Source organism: Modestobacter sp. VKM Ac-2985, from assembly GCF_026967925.1.
Classification (GTDB): domain Bacteria; phylum Actinomycetota; class Actinomycetes; order Mycobacteriales; family Geodermatophilaceae; genus Modestobacter.
Genome location: NZ_JAPVBI010000001.1, coordinates 667,675 through 688,953, shown reverse-complemented (window position 1 = coordinate 688,953; position 21,279 = coordinate 667,675). Strand labels below are relative to the sequence as shown.

Sequence of the window (21,279 nt, the reverse complement as noted above, 5' to 3'; positions counted from 1 at the left end):
GCGGTCCTTCACCCGATGGGGCCGGGACCGAGCCCGCTACCACCCGTCCGGGCGACGGCGCGCCCGGACGGCGCTCAGCTGCGGGGGTGGACGGCGTTCTGCGCTGCCTCGAGGCCACGCTCGAGCAGCAGCTCGGTGGCGTCGGCCGCCTCGCCGACGAGCAGCTCGAGGGTCTTGCGCTCGGTCGCCGAGAAGTCCTTGAGGACGTAGTCGGCGGGGTCCTGCCGACCGGGCGGGCGGCCGATCCCCACCCGCACCCGCAGGTAGTCACGCGTCCCGGTGGACCGGGAGATGGAACGCAGGCCGTTGTGCCCGCCCTCCCCGCCGCCGCGCTTGAGCCGCACCACGTCGAAGTCGAGGTCGAGCTCGTCGTGCACGACGACCAGGTCGGTGGGCGGCAGGTGGTGGTAGTCGAGCAGCCCGCGGACCGGGCCACCGGACTCGTTCATGTAGCTGGACGGCACCGCCAGCACCACCCGCCGGCCGGCCAGCCGGCCCTCACCGGACAGCGACCGGGCCCGCGGGCCCTTGCCGGGCGACAGCCGGACGCCGGCCCGGGCGGCCAGTTCGGCCAGCACCATCGCGCCGACGTTGTGCCGGTTGCCGGCGTACCCGGGGCCGGGGTTGCCCAGCCCGACGACCAGGAAGGGCCCCTCGGACACGGGGGGCGTGGGGGCGGGAGACGCCGCAGGGGCGCCGGCGGTGCCGGCGCCCCTGCGGGTCGTGCTCTCGGTCAGCGTCGTCCTCCGAGGAGAGTCGTGCTCAGGCGTCGCTGGACTTCTCGGCGGACTCCATCGACTCGCCGCTGCCCTGGTCCTGCGGCTCCGGCACGACGTCGCCGTCGGTCTCGGACTCGTCGCGCTCGATGCCGGCCTCGGCCTCGGCCTCTTCCAGCTCGGCCTCCAGCTCGGCGGCGGTCGGGGCACCCAGGAAGCCGATGACCAGCGCCTCCGGGTCGGTGATCAGCGTCGCGCCGGCCGGCAGCGGCAGGTCGCCGGCGGTGATGCCGTTGCCCGCGGTGCGGCCGGTGATGTCGACCTCGATCACGTCGGGCAGGTTCGTCGCGTCGGCCTCGACGAGGACGCTGTTCAGCTGGTGGTTGCTGATCGTGTCCGGTGCCGGCTCGCCGGTGATGATCACCGGGACGTCGACGGTGGTCTTCTCGCCGCGGCGGACCAGCAGCAGGTCGACGTGCTCGTGGATGCGGGTGATCGGGTCGCGCTGGATCGCCTTGGTCAGCGCGAGCTGGTCCTTGCCGTCCAGCTCGACGGTCAGCAGCACGTTGGTGCCACCGTTGCGCAGCGCCGCGGCGAACTCGCGGGCGGGCAGCGACAGGTGGACGACGTCCTGGCCGTGCCCGTACAGGACGGCGGGGACGCGGCCCGCACGACGCGTCCGGCGGGCACTGCCCTTGCCGAACTCGGTGCGGTGCTCGGCGGCGAGGCGGAATTCAGCCACGGTGGTGTGCTCCTCAACAGGTGGATCGGGTCTGTGTGCTCAGCGCACGAGCGCGGCACACCCCTGGAGGCACACGCACGTCGATCACGGAGTCGGACGAACCGCTCCCTCGCCGGGCAACTCCACGAGGGTACCTGAGCGCCCGAGGCCCCGGTACCGGGCCGTGGGCGATGACCGACCAACGCCCCCCGCGGAGCACCCAACGCCACCAGCGAGGACCGACGAACGCAACCAGCGGGCGGATCCCGGACCCATCGCCCGGAGGGCGTCTGCTGATCCCGGCGCGGGGCCGGAGGCTCCCGCCGGGATCAGCAGGTGGGTCCGTCCGCGACGCCGGCACGGGGCCCGGAGGGTCCCTGCCGACGCCGCGGGAAACGGCTCAACTCAGCCGGGGAACGGCTCCTGGCCGCGGTGCGATCCGGAGGATCGCCATGTCACGAGTCTCCACCGAACAGGCTCGTCACCGACCCGTCCTCGAAGACCTCCTTGATCGCCCGGCCGAGCAGCGGGGAGATGGAGAGCACGGTGAGCTTGTCGAACCGGCGTGCGGGCTCGATGGGCAGCGTGTTCGTGACGATCACCTCGCTCACCCGGCTGTTCTTCAGGCGGTCGACCGCGGGGCCGGAGAGCACCCCGTGGGTGGCGGCGATGATCACGTCGGCGGCACCGGCGTCGAAGAGGGTCTCGGCGGCCTTGGCGATCGTGCCGCCGGTGTCGATCATGTCGTCGACCAGGATGCAGACCCGGCCCTCGACCTCGCCGACCACCCGGTTGGCCACGACCTCGTTGGGCCGGGAGATGTCGCGGGTCTTGTGGATGAAGGCCAGCGGGGTGCCGCCGAGCTTGTCGCTCCACCGCTCGGACACGCGGACGCGGCCGGAGTCGGGCGAGACGACGGTGAGGTCGCGGTCGCCCCACTTGCGCTTGACCTCGCTGGTGAGCAGGTCCATGGCGAAGAGGTGGTCGACCGGGCCGTCGAAGAAGCCCTGGATCTGCGCGGTGTGCAGGTCGACGGTCATCAGCCGGTCGGCGCCGGCGGTCTTGAACATGTCGGCGACCAGGCGCGCGGAGATCGGCTCGCGGCCGCGGTGCTTCTTGTCCTGCCGGGCGTAGGGGAAGAAGGGGGCGACGACGGTGATCCGCTTGGCCGAGGCGCGCTTGAGCGCGTCGACCATGATCAGCTGTTCCATCAGCCAGGTGTTGATCGGTGCGGTGTGGCTCTGCACCACGAAGGCGTCGCAGCCGCGCACCGACTCCTCGAACCGCACGAACAGCTCGCCGTTGGCGAACTCGTAGGACGCGGTGGGGGTGGGGGTGACGCCGAGGTGCCCGGCGATCTCCGTCGCCAGCTCGGGGTAGGCCCGGCCGGAGAAGAGCATCAGGCTCTTGTTGGTGGTCTGCCTGATCGCGCTCATGGTCGCCCCTGCTCGTCGTCGTCCGTCGCGGCCGGGGGCCGGTCCGCGGAGTCGGTGGTTCGGGTGTCGGTGGCTGCGGCAGCTGCGTCGTCAGCCGCTGCTGCGGCCTCTGCGCCGGGTGTACCCGGTCGGCGCCGCGCGACCCAGCCTGCCACATTGCGCTGGCGCGCCCGGGCGACGGCCATGGCCCCGGGCGGGACGTCGGTGGTGATCACGGACCCGGCGGCGGTGTAGGCACCGTCGCCCACGGTGACCGGCGCCACGAGCATGGTGTCCGAGCCGATCCGCACGTGGTCACCCACCGTGGTGCGGTGCTTGTCGACGCCGTCGTAGTTGACGAAGACCGTCGCGGCGCCGATGTTGCTGTGCTCGCCGATGGTCGCGTCGCCGACGTAGGACAGGTGCGGCACCTTGGACCCCTCGCCGACCTCGACGTTCTTGGTCTCGACGTAGGCGCCCACCTTCGCCCCGCGGCCCAGCCGGGTGCCCGGGCGGAGGTAGCTGAACGGGCCGACGGTCGCCGCCGGGCCGATCTCGGCCAGCTGGACGTGGGACCGGACGACCGACGCCCCCTCCCCCACCTCGGTGTCGACCAGCGTGCTGTCCGGGCCGACCACCGCGCCGGCCCGCACGGTCGTCGCGCCGAGCAGCTGCGTGCCCGGGTGCAGGACGACCTCCGCCGCCACCTCCACGGTCACGTCGACCCAGGTGGTCAGCGGGTCCACCACGACCACCCCGGCTCGCATCAGGTCGTCGAGCACCCGGTCGTTCATCGTGCGGCGCCGGGCGGCCAGCTCGCGCTGGTCGTTGCAGCCGAGCGTGTCCTCGGGGTCGGCCGCCCGGTGCCCACCGACCGGCGCGCCGTCGGCCACGAGCAGCCCCAGCACGTCGGTCAGGTACTGCTCACCCTGGTCGTTGGCGGCCCCGACCCTGGTCAGCGCCTCCCGCACGGCGGCGGCGTTCCCGACGTACACCCCGGCGTTCACCTCGTGGATCGCGCGCTGGGCGTCGTCGGCGTCCCGTTCCTCGACGATGGCCCGCACCGCACCCTGGGCGTCCCGGACGATCCGCCCCAGGCCGGTGGGGTCGGCCACCTCGGCGGTGAGCACGGTGAGCAGGTCGCCGGCCTGCTGGTGCGCCCGGACGAGTGCGGTCAGCGTCTCCTCCCGCAGCAGCGGTGCGTCCCCGTTGAGGATCAGCACCGCGCCGGTCACCTCCGCCAGCGCGTCGAGCGCGACGGCCGCAGCGTGTCCGGAGCCCAGCTGCTCCTCCTGCACGACCGGCAGCGCCCCCGGCGCGATCCCGCCGAGGTGCTCGGCCACGGCCTCGCGACCGGATCCGACGACGACGACGGTCTGCGCGGCCCGCAACGGGGCGGCGGCGGCCAGCACGTGGCCCAGCAGCGAGCGCCCCCCGAGCGGGTGCAGCACCTTGGGGGTGCGCGAGCGCATCCGGGTGCCCTGCCCGGCGGCGAGGACGACGACGGCGCCGACGGCGCCCTCCGTGGCGGCGGTGTCCTGCAGGGTCACGAACGAGCTCCTCGCGGTGGCGACGGGATGGCGGCGCGCGTCGGCGCCGACTGGCTGGGGGACTCGGACTCGAACCGAGACTGCACGGCTCCAAAGGCCGGCGGGCTGCCGATTACCCCATCCCCCATCGCGGTCCGCCGGGGAGAACCGCGACGGCCGCACGCCAGCCTAGGGCCGCCGCCGGAGGTGGGCATCCAGGGTCACCCCGGCCGGGTCGGGGGCAGGGCGTCCGCCCGACTGCCTCAGCCCACCAGGCGAGCGCCGTGGACCGGCCCGTGCACGACCTGGACGGCCCGGAACACCCCGGACCCGGCGAGCTCGGCGGCCAGCCGGACGGCGCCGTCCTCGTCCTCGGCCAGCGCGGCCACCGTCGGACCGGAGCCGCTGACCAGCGCCGCCCGGGCCCCGGCCTCGGTCGCGGCCTGCAGCGCCCGGTCGAGCTCCGGACGCAGCAGCACCGCCGGCGCCTGGAGGTCGTTGCTCAACGCGGCCGCCAGCGCCGACGCCGGCCCGCTGCGCAGGGCGGCGAGCACCGGCTCGGTGGAGGTCATCCGTTCGCCGTCCGGGAGCACCCCGGCCGCCCGCTGGGCGTCCAGCTCGCCGTACACCGTGGGGGTCGACAGCCCCTCCCCGGCGATGCCGAGCACCCAGTCCCAGCGCCGGCGGGCCAGCACGGGCGAGAGCCGCTCACCGCGCCCGGTGCCCAGTGCCACCCCGCCGAGCAGGCTGAAGGGCACGTCACTGCCCAGCTGGGCAGCGAGCGTGGCCAGGTCGCCACGGGTGGCGCGGGTCCCCCACAACGCGTCGAGCGCGACCAGCGTCGCCGCGGCGTCCGCACTGCCCCCGGCCAGCCCGGCCGCGGCCGGGATCGACTTGTCGACCTCCAGGTGGGCGTCGGGGCGTACCCCGGCGTGCCGGGCGAGCAGCTCGGCGGCCTGCCAGACCAGGTTGCGCTGGTCGGTGGGCACGCTCCCCGGGCCGGCGGCGTCCCCGGCACCCTCGCCGCGGACGGTGAGCGACAGGCCCTCGGCGCGGCGCACGGTGACCGTGTCGAACAGCGACACGGCGAGGAAGACGGTCTCCAGCTCGTGGAAGCCGTCGGCCCGCAGCGGCCCGACCGCGAGGTGCACGTTCACCTTCGCCGGGGCCCGCGCCGTGACGGCGCCGTTGCCGGCGAGCCGGCCGGGGCCGCCTGCGGTCGCGTTGCTCACCCGGTCATCCTGCCCGCCGGTCCACCGTCGTCCACCGGCTCAGCCTGCCTGCCGGGCGCGTCGCGCGCTACCGCCCCTCCGGGTCGACCGGGTCGGTGGCGGCGAGCCGGGCGAAGTCGGTGACCGACAGCTGCTCCCCCCGCGTGGTCGGGTCGATGCCGGCCGCGCGCAGCCGGACCTCGGCGGCGGCGGGGCTGCCGGCCCAGCGGGCCAGCGCGGCACGCAGGCCCTTGCGCCGGGTGGCGAAGGCCGCGTCGATGACGGCGAAGGTGGCCGCCCGGTCCCCGGCCGGGGCCGGACGGCGGGTCAGCGCGACCAGCCCCGAGTCGACGTTGGGGACCGGCCAGAAGACCGGCCGCGGGACGTTGCCGGCCCGGCGGACGTCGGCGTACCAGGCGGCCTTGGCGCTGGGCACCCCGTAGGCGGAGGTGCCCGGTGCGGCGGCGAGCCGGTCGGCGACCTCGGCCTGCACCAGCACCAGCGAGGTGCGGATCGTGGGCACCAGCTCCAGCAGGTGCAGCAGCACGGGGACGGCGATGTTGTAGGGCAGGTTGGCCACCAGCGCCGTGGGCGGCGGCCCGGGCAGCTCCCGCACCCGCAGGGCGTCCGCGGTCACGACGGTGAGCCGATCGGCCACGTCCGGGGCCCGCTGGGCCACGGTCACCGGCAGCTGGTCGGCGAGCCGGGGATCGATCTCCACGGCCGTGACGTGCGCACAGGCCGGGAGCAGCCCCAGCGTCAGCGACCCCAGGCCCGGGCCGACCTCGCAGACGACGTCGTCGTCCCGCAGGTCGGCCGTCCGGACGATCTTGCGGATCGTGTTGGCGTCGTGCAGGAAGTTCTGCCCGAGGGTCTTGGTCGGTCGCAGGTCGAGCTGTTGGGCCAGCTCGCGGATCGCGGACGCACCGAGCAGGGCCGTCATCTCCGGCCTCGCTGCAGGGACCCACCGCGAGCCTGCGCGTGGCGGGGCCCTCCCCCCGCCATCAGCCGAACAGGCGGGGGCCGCAGTGCGGCCACTGCCCCGCACCGGAACGGGCGTACAGCATCTGCGCCCGCATGGTCTGCTCCTCCGCCGACGCGGCGGCCGGGTCACCGCTGCCCCCGACGGCGGCCCAGGTGCTCGTGGAGAACTGGTACATGCCGCGGTACTTGCCGGTGCCGCTCACCGCGGTGGGCCGGCCGCCGGACTCGCAGGCCGCCAGGGCCGCCCAGTTCAGTCCGTCGGCGCTGACCACGGCCGCCGGTGCAGCCGGCTTCTCCTTGGTGCCGACCGCCACCTGCTGGTCGACCGGGGGCGTGCTGACCACGACGCCCAGCTGTTCGCGCGCGGTCTCCACGCCGTCGGTGACGGTGACCCGCCAGGTGATCGTCTGCGCTCCCTCGACCCCCTGCTGGGTGACGGTGCGCTCGCCCTGGAAGGCGTTCGGGTCCGGGGTCTCGACCGTCGCGTGGTCCAGCGGCTGCACCTCGGTCACGTCGGTGACGGCGACCCGGGTCACCCGCAGCACCATCGCGTCCAGCAGGGGCTGCGCCGGGTAGACCGAGGTGCGGTCGGTGGCCGACAGGGCGATGCCCTGCTCGGCCAGCAGGTCACCGGCGGTGGCCGCGGTGGTGGTCACCACGCGCTGCTGGCCGTCCGCGATCAGCGTGACGTCCTTGTTGGTCGTGATGGCGAGGTCCATGCCGTCCAGCGGCAGCCGCTGGCTGCGGCTGGCCGAGAGCACCAGCCCGTCGGTGCGGTACCCGAGCTCGTCGAGCGCGTCGTCGACCGAGAGGGCCGTCGTGTAGACGTCGGTGCGCACCCCGTCGACGGTCAGGGCCAGCGGCCGGGCGCGGTTGAGCACGATGGTGGCGCCGTCACCGATGGCGTCCTCCGGGTCGGGCAGGACGACGTCCTGCGACGCCGGACGCAACCCCTCGTCGGCCAGCACCTCGGCGGCCGTGCCGGCGTAGGTGCGCACCTCCCGCGACTGGCCGTCGACGGTCAGGGTCACCGTCTTCTGGGCAGCGAAGTAGGCAGCAGAACCGCCCACCAGGCCCAGCAGGACCAGGGTGAAGAGAATCGACTTCAGCGATCGGTGCACAACACATCCACGGGTCACGGGGCCCGGGCAGGGGAACGTGGGCGACAGCCGACGGACCCCACCCGGAGGGCGGCGTCCGTCATCGCGCGGCCCGACGAGCTCCGGCCCGGGAACTCTCACCCGGTCTGGAACGAGCGCCCGGGTGTTCCCCACCCCGGCTTGTCGGTCACGGCACGATAACGAACGCCTGACGGAAGAGAACGGTGCGAGAGCAGAGAATCACCATGTCGACCCAGCCCTCCGCAGGCGCGCCGACACGGTCCGTGAACAACGCGCCGCGCGTCAGGCGGATGGCTCGCTCAGCTCTGGTGGGCAACGACACAGGGCCACCGGGGCCGGACGCCGTCAGGCCAGGGCGTGCGAGGTCTGCCGCACCGGGCGCAGCCAGGTCATCAGGAAGCCGGCCACCACCAGCCCCGCGATGATCGCGGAGAAGCCACCCGCGACCAGCGCCACCGGGAGCAGGCCGGCGCCGTCGGAGCTCACCTGGTCACCGAGGTCGATCGCGGCGCGGAGCAGCAGCGCCCCCAGCGGGAGCAGTGCCAGCACGCTGGCCGCGGCGACCGCCAGGTGCGCCGTCCACGTGCGCTGCGCCTCGTCGACCGGCACGTCGGCGCCCGCGGCGGGCAGCGGGCGCAGCAGCACTCGCAGCAGCGCCACCTCGGCCAGCAGCCAGCCGGCCAGCGGCACCGCCGTCGCGACGGAGACGACCGGGGACGTCAGGTCCTCGAGCTGCAGCAGTGCGGTGAGCAGCACCCCGGCGACCGCGGCGCGCATGGTCCACAGCAGCCCGAGTGAGATCTGCTCGCTCCGCCGGGGCCGGCGAGGCGGGCTGGTCGTCGCCCAGCGTGGCCGCGGCCGGGTCGCCTCGGCCAGCAGCACCCCGCCCAGCAGGCCCACGGCGAGCGCCGGGACCCAGAGGAAGACCGAGGCCTCGGCGAACAGCACCACCGTGGTGACCACCAGCGCCACCCCGAGCAGCAGCCCGAGGAGACGCACCCGGTGGGCATGAGTGGCCTGGCGGGCCAGCTGCGCGGTCGCCTCGGGCGTCGCCGGGACGAACTCGACACCGGCGGAGGCGACGGCCCGGCGACCGGACGCCAGAGACCAGCCCCGGGCCAGCATGGCGGCCGGGACCATCAAGGCGATGAAGAGGACGATGGCGATGAGGCGGCCCACGCAGTCGATTGTCGTCCTCTCCGCCGACAACGCCACCACGAGCGGTCCCCCACTTCCTGTGAGTCGCTCCCCGCGTCGGGCGGGTGGTCAGCCCCAGGGGCCGAAGACGCGCTCCGCGGTGGCGGTGAGGACGCCGCACAGCTGGTCGAGGTCGGTGCCGGTGACCTCGGCCAGCGCCCGGACGGTGTGCGGCACCAGCCGGGCGGAGTTGGGCCGGCCACGCAGCGGGACCGGGGTCAGGAAGGGGGCGTCGGTCTCCACCAGCAGCTGGTCCAGCGGCGTCAGCGCCGCCGCCTCGCGCAGCGCCCCGGCGCTGGAGAAGGTCACCGTGCCGGCGAAGGACAGCGTGTGGCCGCGCTCGATGCAGGCCCGGGCGAACCCGGCGTCGCCGGAGAAGCAGTGGAAGACGGTGTGCTCGGGGGCGCCCTCGTCGTCCAGCACGCGGAGCACCTCGTCGTGGGCGTCGCGATCGTGGATGACCAGCGCGATCCCGTGCCGCTTGGCGATGTCGATGTGCGCCCGGAAGGACGCCTCCTGGGCGGCCCAGCCCTCGGGGCCGGTGCGGTAGCGGTCCAGGCCGGTCTCCCCCACCGCCCGCACCCGGGGCAGCGCGGCGAGCCGGTCGATCTCCGCCAGCGCCGCCTCGGTCGCCGCGCCGGCGCCCGCCTCGTTCGGGTGCAGCGCCACCGCCGCCAGCACGTTCGGGTGCCGGGCGGCGAGCGCGGCCGACCAACGCGAGGACGCCACGTCCACGCCGACCTGCACCAGCCGCGGGACGCCGACGGCGACGGCGGCCGTGATCGCCTCGTCGACCTCCGCGTCGGTGGGCTCCCGGTCCTCACCACCGACGGCGATGTCGAAGTGCGTGTGGCTGTCGACGGCCGGGGACGGCAGCGGCTCCGGGGACGGCGGCGGCTCGCCCCGCCGGTTGGCCCGCGAGGACGCCGACCGGCTCACGCCTCCACCGAGATGGCCATTTTGGTGGTCCGGGAGGTCACGCCTCGCCGTCCGACCCGCTCGTCCCCTTCTCCTCCAGCCGGGCCAGCTCCTCCTCCACGATCGACTCGTCCAGCTTGGTGAAGACCGGCTTCGGCGCGGCCAGCGGCGTGCCGGACGGCGGCAGCGGGGTGGACGCCCAGATCGCCTGGCCGCTCGCGTAGTCGCCGGTGATGATCGGGTACGGCGAGCCGTCGTCCAGGTCCTCGGTCTCGACGACCTGCGGGGCGACCGACCAGACGCCGGTGCCACCGAGCAGCTCGTGCACCTGCTGGGAGGAGTGCGGGAGGAACGGCGTCAGCAGGGCGTTGCAGTCCTTGATCGCCTGCAGCGCGGTGTGCAGCACGGTGTCCCGGCGGGCCGGGTCCTCCTTGAGCTTCCACGGCGCCTGGTCCGACAGGTACTTGTTCGCCTCGCCGACGACCCGCATCGCCTCGGTGGCGGCCGCCTTCTGCCGGTTGCGCCCCAGCAGGTCACCGATCGGGGCGAACGCGCCCGACGTGGTGGCCAGCAGCGCCCGGTCGGCGTCGGTCAGCTCACCCGCCGTCGGGACGGCGCCGACGTTCTTCGCCGCCATCGACACGGTGCGGTTGACCAGGTTGCCCCAGCCGGCGACCAGCTCGTCGTTGTTGCGGCGCAGGAACTCCGCCCAGGTGAAGTCGGTGTCCTGGTTCTCCGGGCCGGCCACGGCGATGAAGTAGCGCAGCGCGTCGGGGTCGTAGCGGGCGAGGAAGTCGCGGACGTAGATGACGACGTTGCGCGAGGAGGAGAACTTCCGCCCCTCCATGGTCAGGAACTCGCTCGACACCACCTCGGTGGGCAGGTTGAGCCGGCCGTAGGAGCCCGGCGTCCCGCCCTTGTCGCCCGCTCCGTTGTAGCCGAGCAGCTGGGCGGGCCAGATCTCGGAGTGGAAGACGATGTTGTCCTTGCCCATGAAGTAGTAGGCGTCGGAGTCCGGCGTCTGCCACCACTGCCGCCAGGCCTCGGGGTCACCGGAGCGGCGGGCCCACTCGATCGACGCCGACAGGTAGCCCACGACCGCGTCGAACCATACGTAGATGCGCTTGTCCGGCCGGTCCCGCCAGCCGTCCAGCGGCACCGGCACACCCCAGTCGATGTCCCGGGTGTAGCTGCGCGGCTTGAGGTCGGCGAGCAGGTTGACGCTGAAGTTCAGGACGTTGGGCCGCCAGTTCCCCCGGGTGCCCAGCCAGTCGCCGAGCGCCCGGGTGAACGCCGGCAGGTCCAGGAAGTAGTGCTCCTCCTCGACGAACTTCGGCGTCTCGCCGTTGATCCGGCTGACCGGGTTCACCAGGTCGATCGGGTCCAGCTGGTTGCCGCAGTTGTCGCACTGGTCGCCGCGGGCGCCGTCGTAGCCGCAGATCGGGCAGGTGCCCTCGATGTAGCGGTCGGGCAGCGTGCGGCCGGTCGAGGGGCTGATCGCGCCGAGCGTGGTCTGCGGGAAGACGTAGCCGTTCTTCAGCAGCCCCAGGAAGATCTCCTGGCTCACCGCGCGGTGGTTGGCCGTCGTCGTCCGGGTGAAGAGGTCGTAGCTCAGCCCGAGGCTGGCCAGGTCGTCGACGATGACCCGGTTGTTGCGGTCGGCGATCTGCCGCGGGGTGATGCCCTCGGCGTCGGCGGCGACCGTGATCGGCGTCCCGTGCTCGTCGGTGCCGCTCACCATCAGCACCTGGTCGCCGGACATCCGGTGGAACCGGCTGAAGACGTCGGAGGGGACGCCGAACCCGGAGACGTGTCCGATGTGCCGCGGGCCGTTGGCGTAGGGCCAGGCGACGGCGGTGAGGATGTGCCGATCTGTCACGGCCTGAGGGTAGTGACCGGCGTCGACCCGGGTGACCGGCGCGTCCTCAGGGGGCGTCGGTGACCGCGACCGTGCTCGGTGTGGGGACGTCGCCGGCGGGCACGCCCACGAGCGCGACGGCGGTGAGCGCCAGCCCGATGCCGGCCACGGTGACGCCCCGCAGCGCGCGGTGCTCGACCACGGCGACCCGGCGGGCCGGACGGGGGCGCCCACCGGCAGCCACCCAGGCCACCGCGGAGGGCGCGCTGGCCAGCAGGAGCTTCCCGGTGGGGACGGCGAGGGCAAGCAGCGCCAGCGCGGGCACCGGCAGACCGCCGAGCGGACCGATCGCCACCAGCCAGATGCCGTCCGCACCGACCAGCCCGACCGCGCACAGCACGACGAGCAGGGCGATCTCCCCGCTGGCGACGGCGACCAGCAGCAGCCGACCGGCGCCGTCCACCAGCCCGGCTCCACCGCCGGCGCACAGCACGACCCAGCCGGCGAGCAGCAGCAGGGTGCCGGCCACGAGCCAGCCGGAGGGGCGCACCCCGGAGCCGAAGACGCCCTCCAGGCTGGTCAGCCCGAAGGCGAGCAGGCCGAGCGCCTCCAGCACGGAGAGCCCACCGGCTGCGACCACCGTCGCCGGCAGCCGCACCGGGCGGGCAGCGGCGGGGGTGGTGCGGGGGGCGTCGAGGACGGCGCTGGGCACGGGGGTCTCCTGACCGGGAACGGGTGTCCCTGATCAGGTCGGGCGTCCCGGCGGCCGGCCGCAGGGGCCGCCGGCCGGGTCTCACCCGCCAGGGTGAGAGCCGCGCCGGAGGGGGCGGGGATGCTGGACCCCGACAGACCCGAGGGAGGACCGGTGACCGACACCGACAGCAGGACCAGCAAGCACGCCCCCGGGACGCCCGCCGAGCTCCCGCAGACGCTGCGCCCCCGCCCGGCGGGCGCCCCCCGGGAGAAGCAGCCCGAACGGGACAGCGGCGACCCGGTCGTCGACTGCGCCGTCTACGTCCGCGGCGAGCGGCTGGACGTGGCGCCGTCGGAGGCGCTGCAGGTGGCCCGCGATCAGGGCGGCTTCGTCTGGCTGGGGCTCTACGAGCCCTCCGAGGCCGAGCTCACCGCGATCGGGGAGCACTACGGCCTGCACCCGCTCGCCGTCGAGGACGCCGTCTACGCCCACCAGCGGCCCAAGCTGGAGCGCTACGACGACGCGATGTTCATGGTGCTCAAGACGGCCAGCTACCTGGAGCACGACCAGCTGACCGCCACCAGCGAGGTGCTGATCACCGGCGAGATCATGGTCTTCGTCGGCCGCGACCACGTGATCACGGTCCGGCACGGCACGCACGGTGAGCTCGGGCGGCTGCGCACCCAGCTGGAGGGGCAGCCGGACCTGCTGTGCCACGGGCCCTCCGCCGTCCTCTACGCGATCGCCGACCACGTCGTCGACGACTTCCTGGAGGTCGCCGGTGAGGTGGAGCAGGACGTCGAGGAGGTGGAGACCTCGGTGTTCAGCCCGAGCCGCACGGACGACAGCGGCCGCATCTACCAGCTCAAGCGGGAGCTGATGCAGCTGCGCCGGGCGGTGCTGCCGCTGGAGCTCCCCCTGGCCACGCTGGTCGACCGGCCCAACGAGCTGGTGCCCGAGGCGATGCGCTCCTACTTCCGGGACGTCCAGGACCACGCGCTGCGGGTGCGTGACCAGGTGACCGGCCTGGACGAGCTGCTGACCTCGATCCTGCAGGCCTCGCTGGCCCGCACCTCGCTGGCCGACAACGAGGACATGCGCAAGATCTCGGCGTGGGCCGGCATCATCGCGCTGCCCACCGCCATCGCGGGGATCTACGGGATGAACTTCGAGTACATGCCCGAGCTGGACGAGCCCTGGGCCTACCCCGCCGCCCTGCTGCTGATGGGAGGCTCCTGCGTCGCCTTGTTCCGCGGCTTCAAGCGCACCGGCTGGCTGTAGCCCCGCTGCCCCGCTCCGCCGTTGGTCCCGCCCCCGCCCAGGCATAGGAAGCTATCCACCCGGTTTGCCCGTCCATACCGGGTGGACAGCTTCCTATGCCTGGCGGCATGTGGGTGAGGACGGCGAGTCCACAGATCCCGGTCAGCGCAGTTGTCCGGCGCCGTTGCTCGGCAGCCTCTCCACCATGGGCTGGACAGCGGTGATCGATCAGGAACTCAGGTCGACCGGTGGGGTCGCCACCCGCGCCCAGCTCCTGCGCTCGGTCCCTGCGACGGTCCTCGACGGGCAGGTGGGCCGAGGACAGCTCCAGCGTGTCTTCCCCCACGTCTACGCCCGACGGGGTCCGACCACGAGCGGACCGACCCTGCTGCGCGCGGCTCTGATGCACGTCGGCGATGCCTCTGCCCTGAGCCACCTGACCGCGCTGCACATCTGGGGAGCACATCCGCTGGTCCATCCCCTGCACGTCACGATCGACCAGCAGCGCAGGCGAGCTGGCACCCAGGGTCTGGTGGTCCACCGGCGGAACGGCTTCCGGATCGAGGAGCACACCACCGAGATCCGTGGTCTTCGAGTGACCGCGCTGCCGCGGTCATTGGTCGACGCCTGGCCACTCCTGCCTGTGGCCAGCCGCCGTCCGCGGCTGCTGGACCTGGTGCGCGCGGGGTCCATCGCGGCGCATGACGTCCGCGGCGCCCTTGCCGAGCGCCCAAACGTGGGGGGCCACCGACTCCTGGCGCAGGCGATCGACCTGGCGGACGACGGCTGCCAGAGCGAACTCGAGGCGATGGGCGTCCTGTCGGTCTTCCGACACCGGTCACTGCCGCCCAGTGTCGGTCAGTTCCCCGTCCTGGTGGGGGGACGACGTCTCCGCCTGGACCGCGCGTGGCCCGAGGTCAAGGTCGCCGTCGAGTTGGACGGCGCGCGCTTCCACACCGATCCGGACGCCCGCCGCCGAGACCTCGCGCGGGACGCGATGTTGGCCGGCATGGGCTGGGTCGTCCTCCGCTTCACCTACGCCGACGTCCTGCGCGATCCAGCCGGCGTCCGGGCCCGAGTTCTGGCCGTGTACGCCACGCGTTCCGCGCAGCTCCGGTAGCGCCCCCTCGGCGCAGCTGCCCAAGCAAAGGAACCTCTTCACCCGGTCTCGTGTCGCCAACCGGGTGAAAAGCTTCCTATGCCTGTCCGCTAGCGCAACGGCAGGGGGTCAGGGGGTCTTGGCGGCCACCACGGCGTCGTAGACCTGTCTTCTCGGGAGGCCGGTTCGGGCCACGACGGTGCGGATCGCCTCCTTGCGGTCGGCGCCGGCGGCCTCCTCGGCGGCGACGTCGGCGGCCAGCTCGGACGGCGTCAGGGTGGCCGGGCCGGCGACGGCGCCGGCGACGACCAGGGTGATCTCGCCGCGCACCCCTTCGGCAGCCCACTCGGCCAGCGAGGCCAGAGAACCGCGGCGGACCTCCTCGTGGGTCTTGGTCAGCTCCCGGCAGACCGCGGCGGGCCGGTCGGCGCCGAGGGCCCCGGCCGCGTCGGTCAGGGCGTCGGCCAACCGGTGCGGCGACTCGTAGAACACCATCGTGCGCGGCTCGGCCGCCAGCGCCGCGAGCGCCGACCGCCGCTCCCCGCCCTTGCGCGGCAGGAACCCCTCGAAGGTGAACCGGTCGCACGGCAGACCGGAGACGGCCAGCGCCGTGACGACGGCGGACGGCCCGGGCACCGAGGTCACCTCGATGCCCGCCTCGATCGCCGCCCGCACCAGCGTGTAGCCGGGGTCGGACACCGACGGCATGCCCGCGTCGGTGATCAGCAGCACGGTGCGGCCCTCGGTCATCGCCGCGACCAGCCCGGGCAGCCGCGACCGCTCGACGGTCTCGTGGAAGGTGACCACCTTGCCGGTGAGGGTGACCTCGAGGTCCTTCGCCAGCCGGTGCAGCCGCCGGGTGTCCTCCACCGCCAGGACGTCGGCGTCGGCCATCGCCTGCCGCAGCCGCGGGCCGACGTCGCCGGGTTGTCCCAGCGGCGCGCCGCCCAGCACGAGTCGTCCGGTCATGCGGCCGAGCCTGTCACGCCGGGCCTGCCAGCTCCGCCACATACCCTGACCGGCATGGCGGTGCTGGTCCCCGAACGCACGGGGTCGGGAGTCCAGGCACCCCCTCCCCGCCGGTTCCCGCCGCTCCCGCCGCGCCGCCGGCAGGGCACCCCGCCGCTGCCGACCGACCGGGTGCTGGCCGCGGTGCTCACCGCCGTGCTCGGCCTGGTGACCCTGGCGGCCCGGCTCTGGGACATCGGCTACCCGACCGAGCTGGTGTTCGACGAGGCGTACTACCCGCCCGAGGGGGCCGAGCTGGTGGAGCTCGGCTACGAGTACAACCGCGGCTACACCTTCATCGTCCACCCCCCGCTGGGCAAGTGGCTGATCGCGGCGGGCGTGCAGCTGTTCGGGTACGGGCCCCTGGGCTGGCGGGTGCCGAGCGCGGTGGCCGGGACGGTGGCGGTCGTCGTCCTCACCCGGCTGACGCGCCGGCTGACCGGCTCGACGCTGCTGGGCCTGCTCGCCGGCCTGCTCCTGGCGGTGGACGGGTTCTCCTTCACCCTCGGCCGGATCGGGCTGCTGGACGTCTTCCTGCAGGCCTTCGTCATCAGCGCGGTCGCCTGCCTGGTGGTCGATCGGGACCGGGTGCGACAACGTGTGCGGGACGGTGCCGACCAGGTCACCGCGGCCGGGTTCCGGCTCGGCCCGCGGGGCTGGCGGATCGCCGCCGGTGTGCTGTTCGGCTGCGCCTGCGCGGTGAAGTGGAGCGGGGTCTGGTTCCTGGCCGCCTTCGCGGTGCTCTCGCTCTTCTGGGACCGGGCTGCCTGGCGGGAGGCGGGGGTCGCCCGGCCCACCTGGACGACGGTGCGCCGCGGCCTGCCCGGGGCGACCTGGGCGCTCGCCGTCGTCCCGGTGCTGACCTACCTGGCCTCGTTCACCGGCTGGTTCCGCGGGGAGAACGCCCAGGGCCGGCACTGGGCGTCGGAGAACCCGGACACCTCCTTCGGATTCGTGCCCGATGCGTTGCGGTCGCTGTGGCACATGCACGGGGAGTGGCTGGAGTTCCACAGCGGGCTGTCCAGCCCGCACCCGTGGGAGTCCGGGCCGTGGTCGTGGCTGGTGACCGGCCGGCCGATCCTGCTGTGGAACCCGCAGGACCTCACCGATGCCGCGGGCGACCAGGTCGTCCGGTACATGATCATGCTCGGCACGCCGACGCTGTGGTTCCTCTTCGTCCCGGCGCTGCTGTGGCTGGGCTGGCGGATCGTGGCCCGCCGCGACCCCGCGGCCCTCGTCGCCGCGACCGCGATCGCCGCCGGCTGGGGCACCTGGTTCATCAACCTGGACCGGACGATGTTCCTCTTCTACATGGCCCCGGCGCTGCCGTTCTTCGTGCTGGCGGTCGTGCTCGTGCTGCAGGACGTGCTGGGCCCACCGACCGCCTCCGCGCTGCGCCGTCAGGTCGGGCTGGCCGTCGTCTGCCTGTACGTGGCGGTCGTGGTGCTGACCTTCGTCTTCTTCCACCCGGTGCTCAGCGGGCAGCCGCTGTCGCACGCGGAGTGGCTGCAGCGCATGTGGTTCCCCTCCTGGTTCTGAGACCTCACCCCGCGCCGCCGCCGGCGGCGGTCAGCCACGGGACTCCGTCACCCGGCCGGTGGCCGCGTCCCAGGTGATCGAACCGCCCTGGAAGTCCGAGCGCCGCCCGCCCGGGACCGGGTACTCGTCGCTCGTCGGGTAGCCGAGGTAGGAGGTCTCCCAACCGAGGGCCGCCCACCGCGCCCGGATCGCGCCCTCGACCTGCTGTGCCCCGGTGCCCGGCGTCCAGTAGACCGATCCGCCCTCGAAGTGGTTGTACCTGCCCACGCCGTCCGGCGTGCCGTTCTCGTCGGTGATCGGGAAGCCCAGCCGGCCGGCCTCCCAGCCGAAGCGGGCCCAGGTCAGGTAGATCGCGCCGTGGACGCTGCGCGCCCCGACGCCGGGCAGCCAGTAGACCCCGCCGTCCTGGAAGTCGTTGTAGCGCCCACGCCCGTTCGGCGTGCTCCGCTCCGAGCCACGGGGATAGCCGTGGATGCTGCGCTCCCAGCCCATCCCGGACCAGACCCCCCGGATCGCACCGCCGACCTGATGGGCGCCGGTCGCCGGCGACCAGTACACCGACGTACCCCCGGCGAAGTGGTTGTAGCGGCCGATGCCGTCCGGGGCCGTCAGCTCGTCGGTCAGCGGCTCGCCGTGCCGGAGCGCGCCGCCCTCGGCCAGGTAGGTGCCGAGGACGGCGCCGTGCACCTCGTGCGCGCCGGCCCGCGGCGACCAGTACATCCGGCCTCCGCTGTACACCTGGTGGCGGAGCTCGGCGTCCCCTGCCTCCGGGGAGAGGGGCGATCCCAGCACTGCCCGCACCCGCGGGTCAGTGGCGTACCGGCGGCCGATCGGGGTCAGGTAGTCGGCGCCGAGGACCAGGTCCTGGTCGGGCATGGTCAGGGTGCGCGCCCGGGCCGCTCCGTCGGACCACCGTTCGAAGGTGGCCACGCCGTCGGTGGCGACCGTCGGCGCGATCACCGAGACCGTCGCCCCTGCGGTGATCGGGACGCTGGCGCGGGCGACACCGTTGACGGTGATCGCGCTGGGCGTGCTGGCCTCCACCGTCAGCGTCCGGAGTCGGGGTTCGGCCACGAACGTCTGCTGGACGCGCACTCCCGAGGAGTCCTGCGCGCTGGCGACGATCTGCACCTGGGTCTGGTCACCGTGGTCGTCGAACGGCCGGGAGAACGAGCCGCCGGTGGAGGACTCACCGGGGTGGTCGTGGCAGTACCCGCCGCTGCAGTGCACCAGCACCACGCTCCAGGTGACGGGCAGGGCGCCGTCCTCCCTGTCGGTCGCGGTCGCCGTGGCGGAGACGGTCTCCCCGACCGCGAACAGCCGGTCCGCCGGGGGCGCGGTGAGACTGACGACCGGGGCGCCGTTGGACGGCACGACCTGCATCGTCCTCGTCCCGGTCGCGCCCAGCGGGTCGGTGACGGTGAGCCGGGCGGTGTAGGTCCCCTCCCCCGGCGGATAGGTGTGCACCACCCGGGCCCCGGTGGCCCGGGTGCCGTCACCGAACTCCCAGTCGTGGGTCAGCTCCTCACCGTCGAGGTCGCTGGAGGCCGTGCCGTCGAAGGTCACCGTCCCGGTGGCCGGGTCGGTGCTGAGCGTCGCCGAAGCCGTGGGGGCACGGTTGCCCGGCACGTAGACCAGCCGCTTGAGCACACTGCCGCCGATGTCGGCGTACACGACGTCCCCGTTGGGCCCGGCCTGGAAGGCGACCGGCAGGCCGTTGTCGACCCCGAAGCCGTCGGTCTCCGGCGCGCGGACCAGGTCGCCCTGGGCGTCGTAGCGCAGCGTGTAGACCCGCCCGGACGCGTAGTCACCGAAGAAGTAGGCCCCACGGTAGGCCTCGGGGTAGCTCTCGCCGGTGTAGACGATGCCCCCGCTGATGCTCGTGCCGGCCGGGCCGTGCTCGTAGGTGTACAGCGGCGAGGACTGGGTCACCCCCTGGCACGCGGCCAGGTCGGCGTACCCGGGCGTGGGGGACTCCCCCTCCCAGCAGGGCCACCCGTAGCTCGCCCCCGGGCGGACCAGGTCGACCTCCTCCCAGGTGTACCAGCCGACGTCGCCGAGGACCGGCGCCCCGCTGGTCGGGTCCAGGCTCATCCGGAAGGGGCTGCGGAAGCCGCTGGCGTAGACGCGGCTGCGCCACGAGTACGGGTCGGCCGGGTCGTAGTAGGGGTTGCTGGCCACCCCCCGGCCGTCCGGGAGGACGTGCAGCACCTTGCCGCGGCCGTCGTCGACGTCCAGGGCGACCAGCGCCCGCTCGTCGACGTACCGGAAGTCGGCGGCGTCTCCGATGCTGACCCAGAGGGAGCCGTCCGGATCCGGGACGAGCGCCGTCATGGTGTGCACGTCGGCCCAGGTCTCGAGATCCCAGATGACCCGCTCGTCGGCCAGCCCGGTCGGCTCCGGGGCACCGGTGACCGCCCACGAGCTCAACCGCATCGTCCACCGGTCGTCGACCAGCAGCGTGCGCGCGGTGAAGATCCGCCGGCTGGTGGCGTAGTCGGCCGGGACCGCCAGCCCGGTCAGGCCCAGGTCCTGCACGGTGACGACCGGGAGCTCCGCCAGGGTACGCGGCCGCCCGTCGGCCGACACCCAGGCGACCCTGCCGTTCTTGCCAGTGGTGAACCAGCTGCCGTCCGGCGCGAAGGCGAAGTCGGTCAGCGCCTCGTCCTGGCCGCTCGGCAAGTCGAGGACGACGAACCCCGGCGGCAGCGTGGCCGCCGCCGCCCGCCCGGGGAGGCCCGCCAGCGTCCCGGCCACGAGCAGCACCAGCACCAGCAGGGCGCGGCCCGAGCTCCTGGCCCACCGGGCCGACCACCGGGGCTCCGCACCGCTGCGCTCAGCGTCCACGCCGAGAGGCGTACCAGAGAGGTCCGGCGGGACAGGGGGTCCCACGGTGCTGCAGCGACGACCTGCCGAGAGTCCACCACGGTGCGTACGACGGCCGCTCACGGAGAGCTGATCAGCTGCGTACGACGGCCGCTCACGGAGAGCTGATCAGCTGCCAGGAAATGCGTCAGGCCGGGCCCTGGTGGGCCCGGCCTGACCGGGGTGGAGCTGAGGGGAATTGAACCCCTGACCCCCTCGATGCGAACGAGGTGCGCTACCGGACTGCGCCACAGCCCCTTGCCCCCACGACTTTACCGTCTGCCTGCACCGGTGCAGCCACGGGGGTGGCCCTCCTGCAGGAGGGCCCTCGCTCAGCCGTTGACGACGCGCTTCGGGGCGTAGACGTCGATGTCGGCGAAGCCGATGTCGTCGTCGTCCAGCCCGACCACGGCGCTCTGCTGCCAGCCGGCCGGGGCCGGCGTGCGGGCCGCGACCACCCGGCCGGGGCGCAGCGGGTGCACCGGGGCCAGCGGCAGGCTCGGGTGCACCGGGCCGGTCTCGGCCGCCACCGGGACCGGCGCAGGCGCCGGGTCGACAACCGCCGGGCGCGGCTGCACCGGGCGAGCCTGCGGCGCCCGCCTCGGCGGACGCTGGGCAGCCCGGGCCGCACGGCGGGCGGCGGTCCGCCGCTCCCGCTTGGCCGCAGCAGCGGTCACCATCAGGTAACCGACGACGGCGACGTCCAGCAGCACCTGCGGAGCCCACAGCCACGACCGGTAGGCCAGCGCACCGACCAGCGCCAGCACGGCCAGGGCGACGAGCCCGGCCAGCGTGCGGCGGCGCCGCGCGTGCACGTCGACCTGCAGTTCACCGCTGCTGCGCAGCTGTGCCCGGTCGATGCTCACCCGCTCGGTCTCGGCGTGCACCACCGGGTCCACCGGCCGCCGTCGTTGCAGGGTCCGTCCTGAGTTGGCTGCACCGTTCCCCGTGTGCGTGTCGCCCCGGGTGACCACCATCGGCACCAGGACCACGAACCACAGCACGACGAGAGCGGCCAGCAGTACGCCCGATCCCATCTCGAACACCCCGATCCATCCCTGGCCCAGCGGAACGACCCCATCCCTGGGGCCACACGAGTCACATCCGTCACTCGGGAGTCAAGGTAAGGGCGCGGACTGCCGAT

General features: G+C 73.9%; 17 protein-coding genes and 2 tRNA genes. 3 read left to right on the top strand and 16 right to left on the bottom strand.

From position 1 onward, the window contains the following. Window positions 1–74 precede the first annotated feature (74 nt). The 12 genes from pth to O2V61_RS03115 form a co-directional block, all read right to left on the bottom strand. Window positions 75–662, bottom strand: coding sequence for an aminoacyl-tRNA hydrolase (gene pth / locus O2V61_RS03170; protein WP_269181881.1), 588 nt, complete (start codon window positions 660–662; stop codon window positions 75–77). 100 nt (window positions 663–762) lie between these two features. Continuing rightward, on the bottom strand, window positions 763–1,458 hold the full coding sequence (locus tag O2V61_RS03165; protein ID WP_269181880.1) for a 50S ribosomal protein L25/general stress protein Ctc: 696 nt from the start codon (window positions 1,456–1,458) through the stop codon (window positions 763–765). Window positions 1,459–1,892: 434 nt separating this feature from the next. Further along, window positions 1,893–2,873 (bottom strand): ribose-phosphate diphosphokinase, encoded by a 981-nt coding sequence (locus O2V61_RS03160; RefSeq protein ID WP_269181879.1) that lies wholly within the window; start codon window positions 2,871–2,873, stop codon window positions 1,893–1,895. Next, window positions 2,870–4,402: a bifunctional UDP-N-acetylglucosamine diphosphorylase/glucosamine-1-phosphate N-acetyltransferase GlmU gene (glmU, locus tag O2V61_RS03155; RefSeq protein WP_269181878.1), complete on the bottom strand. Its 1,533-nt coding sequence runs from the start codon at window positions 4,400–4,402 to the stop codon at window positions 2,870–2,872. Before glmU ends, O2V61_RS03160 begins: the two co-directional genes overlap by 4 nt. Before the next feature lie 51 nt (window positions 4,403–4,453). Beyond that, window positions 4,454–4,529 (bottom strand) — tRNA-Gln (locus tag O2V61_RS03150). A gap of 115 nt (window positions 4,530–4,644) precedes the next feature. After that, a complete protein-coding gene (locus O2V61_RS03145) occupies window positions 4,645–5,613 on the bottom strand; it encodes a 4-(cytidine 5'-diphospho)-2-C-methyl-D-erythritol kinase (RefSeq protein ID WP_269181877.1) in 969 nt (322 codons plus the stop codon). A gap of 67 nt (window positions 5,614–5,680) precedes the next feature. Next, window positions 5,681–6,535 (bottom strand): 16S rRNA (adenine(1518)-N(6)/adenine(1519)-N(6))-dimethyltransferase RsmA, encoded by an 855-nt coding sequence (gene rsmA, locus O2V61_RS03140; RefSeq protein WP_269181876.1) that lies wholly within the window; start codon window positions 6,533–6,535, stop codon window positions 5,681–5,683. A gap of 61 nt (window positions 6,536–6,596) precedes the next feature. Then, the gene (locus O2V61_RS03135) at window positions 6,597–7,697 is read right to left on the bottom strand and encodes a resuscitation-promoting factor (RefSeq protein WP_269181875.1); all 1,101 of its coding nucleotides are present in this window, start codon (window positions 7,695–7,697) and stop codon (window positions 6,597–6,599) included. A gap of 345 nt (window positions 7,698–8,042) precedes the next feature. Further along, on the bottom strand, window positions 8,043–8,876 hold the full coding sequence (locus O2V61_RS03130; RefSeq protein WP_269181874.1) for a hypothetical protein: 834 nt from the start codon (window positions 8,874–8,876) through the stop codon (window positions 8,043–8,045). 87 nt (window positions 8,877–8,963) lie between these two features. After that, window positions 8,964–9,833: a TatD family hydrolase gene (locus tag O2V61_RS03125; RefSeq protein ID WP_269181873.1), complete on the bottom strand. Its 870-nt coding sequence runs from the start codon at window positions 9,831–9,833 to the stop codon at window positions 8,964–8,966. 37 nt (window positions 9,834–9,870) lie between these two features. After that, entirely contained in the window at window positions 9,871–11,691 is a 1,821-nt protein-coding gene (metG, locus tag O2V61_RS03120) for a methionine--tRNA ligase (RefSeq protein ID WP_269181872.1), read from the bottom strand. A 46-nt stretch (window positions 11,692–11,737) separates the two neighbouring features. Further along, entirely contained in the window at window positions 11,738–12,382 is a 645-nt protein-coding gene (locus O2V61_RS03115) for a hypothetical protein (RefSeq protein WP_269181871.1), read from the bottom strand. 153 nt (window positions 12,383–12,535) lie between these two features. Here O2V61_RS03115 and O2V61_RS03110 point away from each other — a divergent pair, with 153 nt between their 5' ends. Both O2V61_RS03110 and O2V61_RS03105 read left to right on the top strand, forming a co-directional pair. Then, window positions 12,536–13,645, top strand: coding sequence for a magnesium and cobalt transport protein CorA (locus O2V61_RS03110; protein WP_269181870.1), 1,110 nt, complete (start codon window positions 12,536–12,538; stop codon window positions 13,643–13,645). 64 nt (window positions 13,646–13,709) lie between these two features. Then, on the top strand, window positions 13,710–14,744 hold the full coding sequence (locus O2V61_RS03105; protein ID WP_269181869.1) for a DUF559 domain-containing protein: 1,035 nt from the start codon (window positions 13,710–13,712) through the stop codon (window positions 14,742–14,744). A gap of 108 nt (window positions 14,745–14,852) precedes the next feature. On the opposite strand, the gene rsmI is transcribed toward O2V61_RS03105, so the two are convergent. Further along, window positions 14,853–15,692: a 16S rRNA (cytidine(1402)-2'-O)-methyltransferase gene (gene rsmI / locus O2V61_RS03100; protein WP_269181868.1), complete on the bottom strand. Its 840-nt coding sequence runs from the start codon at window positions 15,690–15,692 to the stop codon at window positions 14,853–14,855. Between the two features lie 54 nt (window positions 15,693–15,746). On the opposite strand from rsmI, the gene O2V61_RS03095 reads away from it, so the two are divergent. Continuing rightward, window positions 15,747–17,270 carry a dolichyl-phosphate-mannose--protein mannosyltransferase gene (locus O2V61_RS03095; RefSeq protein WP_269181867.1) on the top strand — a complete coding sequence of 508 codons (1,524 nt, stop codon included), beginning with the start codon at window positions 15,747–15,749 and terminating at the stop codon, window positions 17,268–17,270. Window positions 17,271–17,300: 30 nt separating this feature from the next. Here the strand turns inward: O2V61_RS03095 and O2V61_RS03090 are convergent, their stop codons facing one another. The 3 genes from O2V61_RS03090 to sepX all read right to left on the bottom strand — a co-directional run bounded on the left by O2V61_RS03090 (window position 17,301) and on the right by sepX (window position 21,172). Continuing rightward, window positions 17,301–20,117: a PQQ-dependent sugar dehydrogenase gene (locus O2V61_RS03090; RefSeq protein WP_269181866.1), complete on the bottom strand. Its 2,817-nt coding sequence runs from the start codon at window positions 20,115–20,117 to the stop codon at window positions 17,301–17,303. A 202-nt stretch (window positions 20,118–20,319) separates the two neighbouring features. Then, window positions 20,320–20,393: transfer RNA gene (locus O2V61_RS03085), tRNA-Ala, on the bottom strand. Window positions 20,394–20,467: 74 nt separating this feature from the next. Further along, complete coding sequence (gene sepX / locus O2V61_RS03080; protein WP_269181865.1) at window positions 20,468–21,172, bottom strand: divisome protein SepX/GlpR; 705 nt, start codon at window positions 21,170–21,172, stop codon at window positions 20,468–20,470. Window positions 21,173–21,279 lie beyond the last annotated feature (107 nt).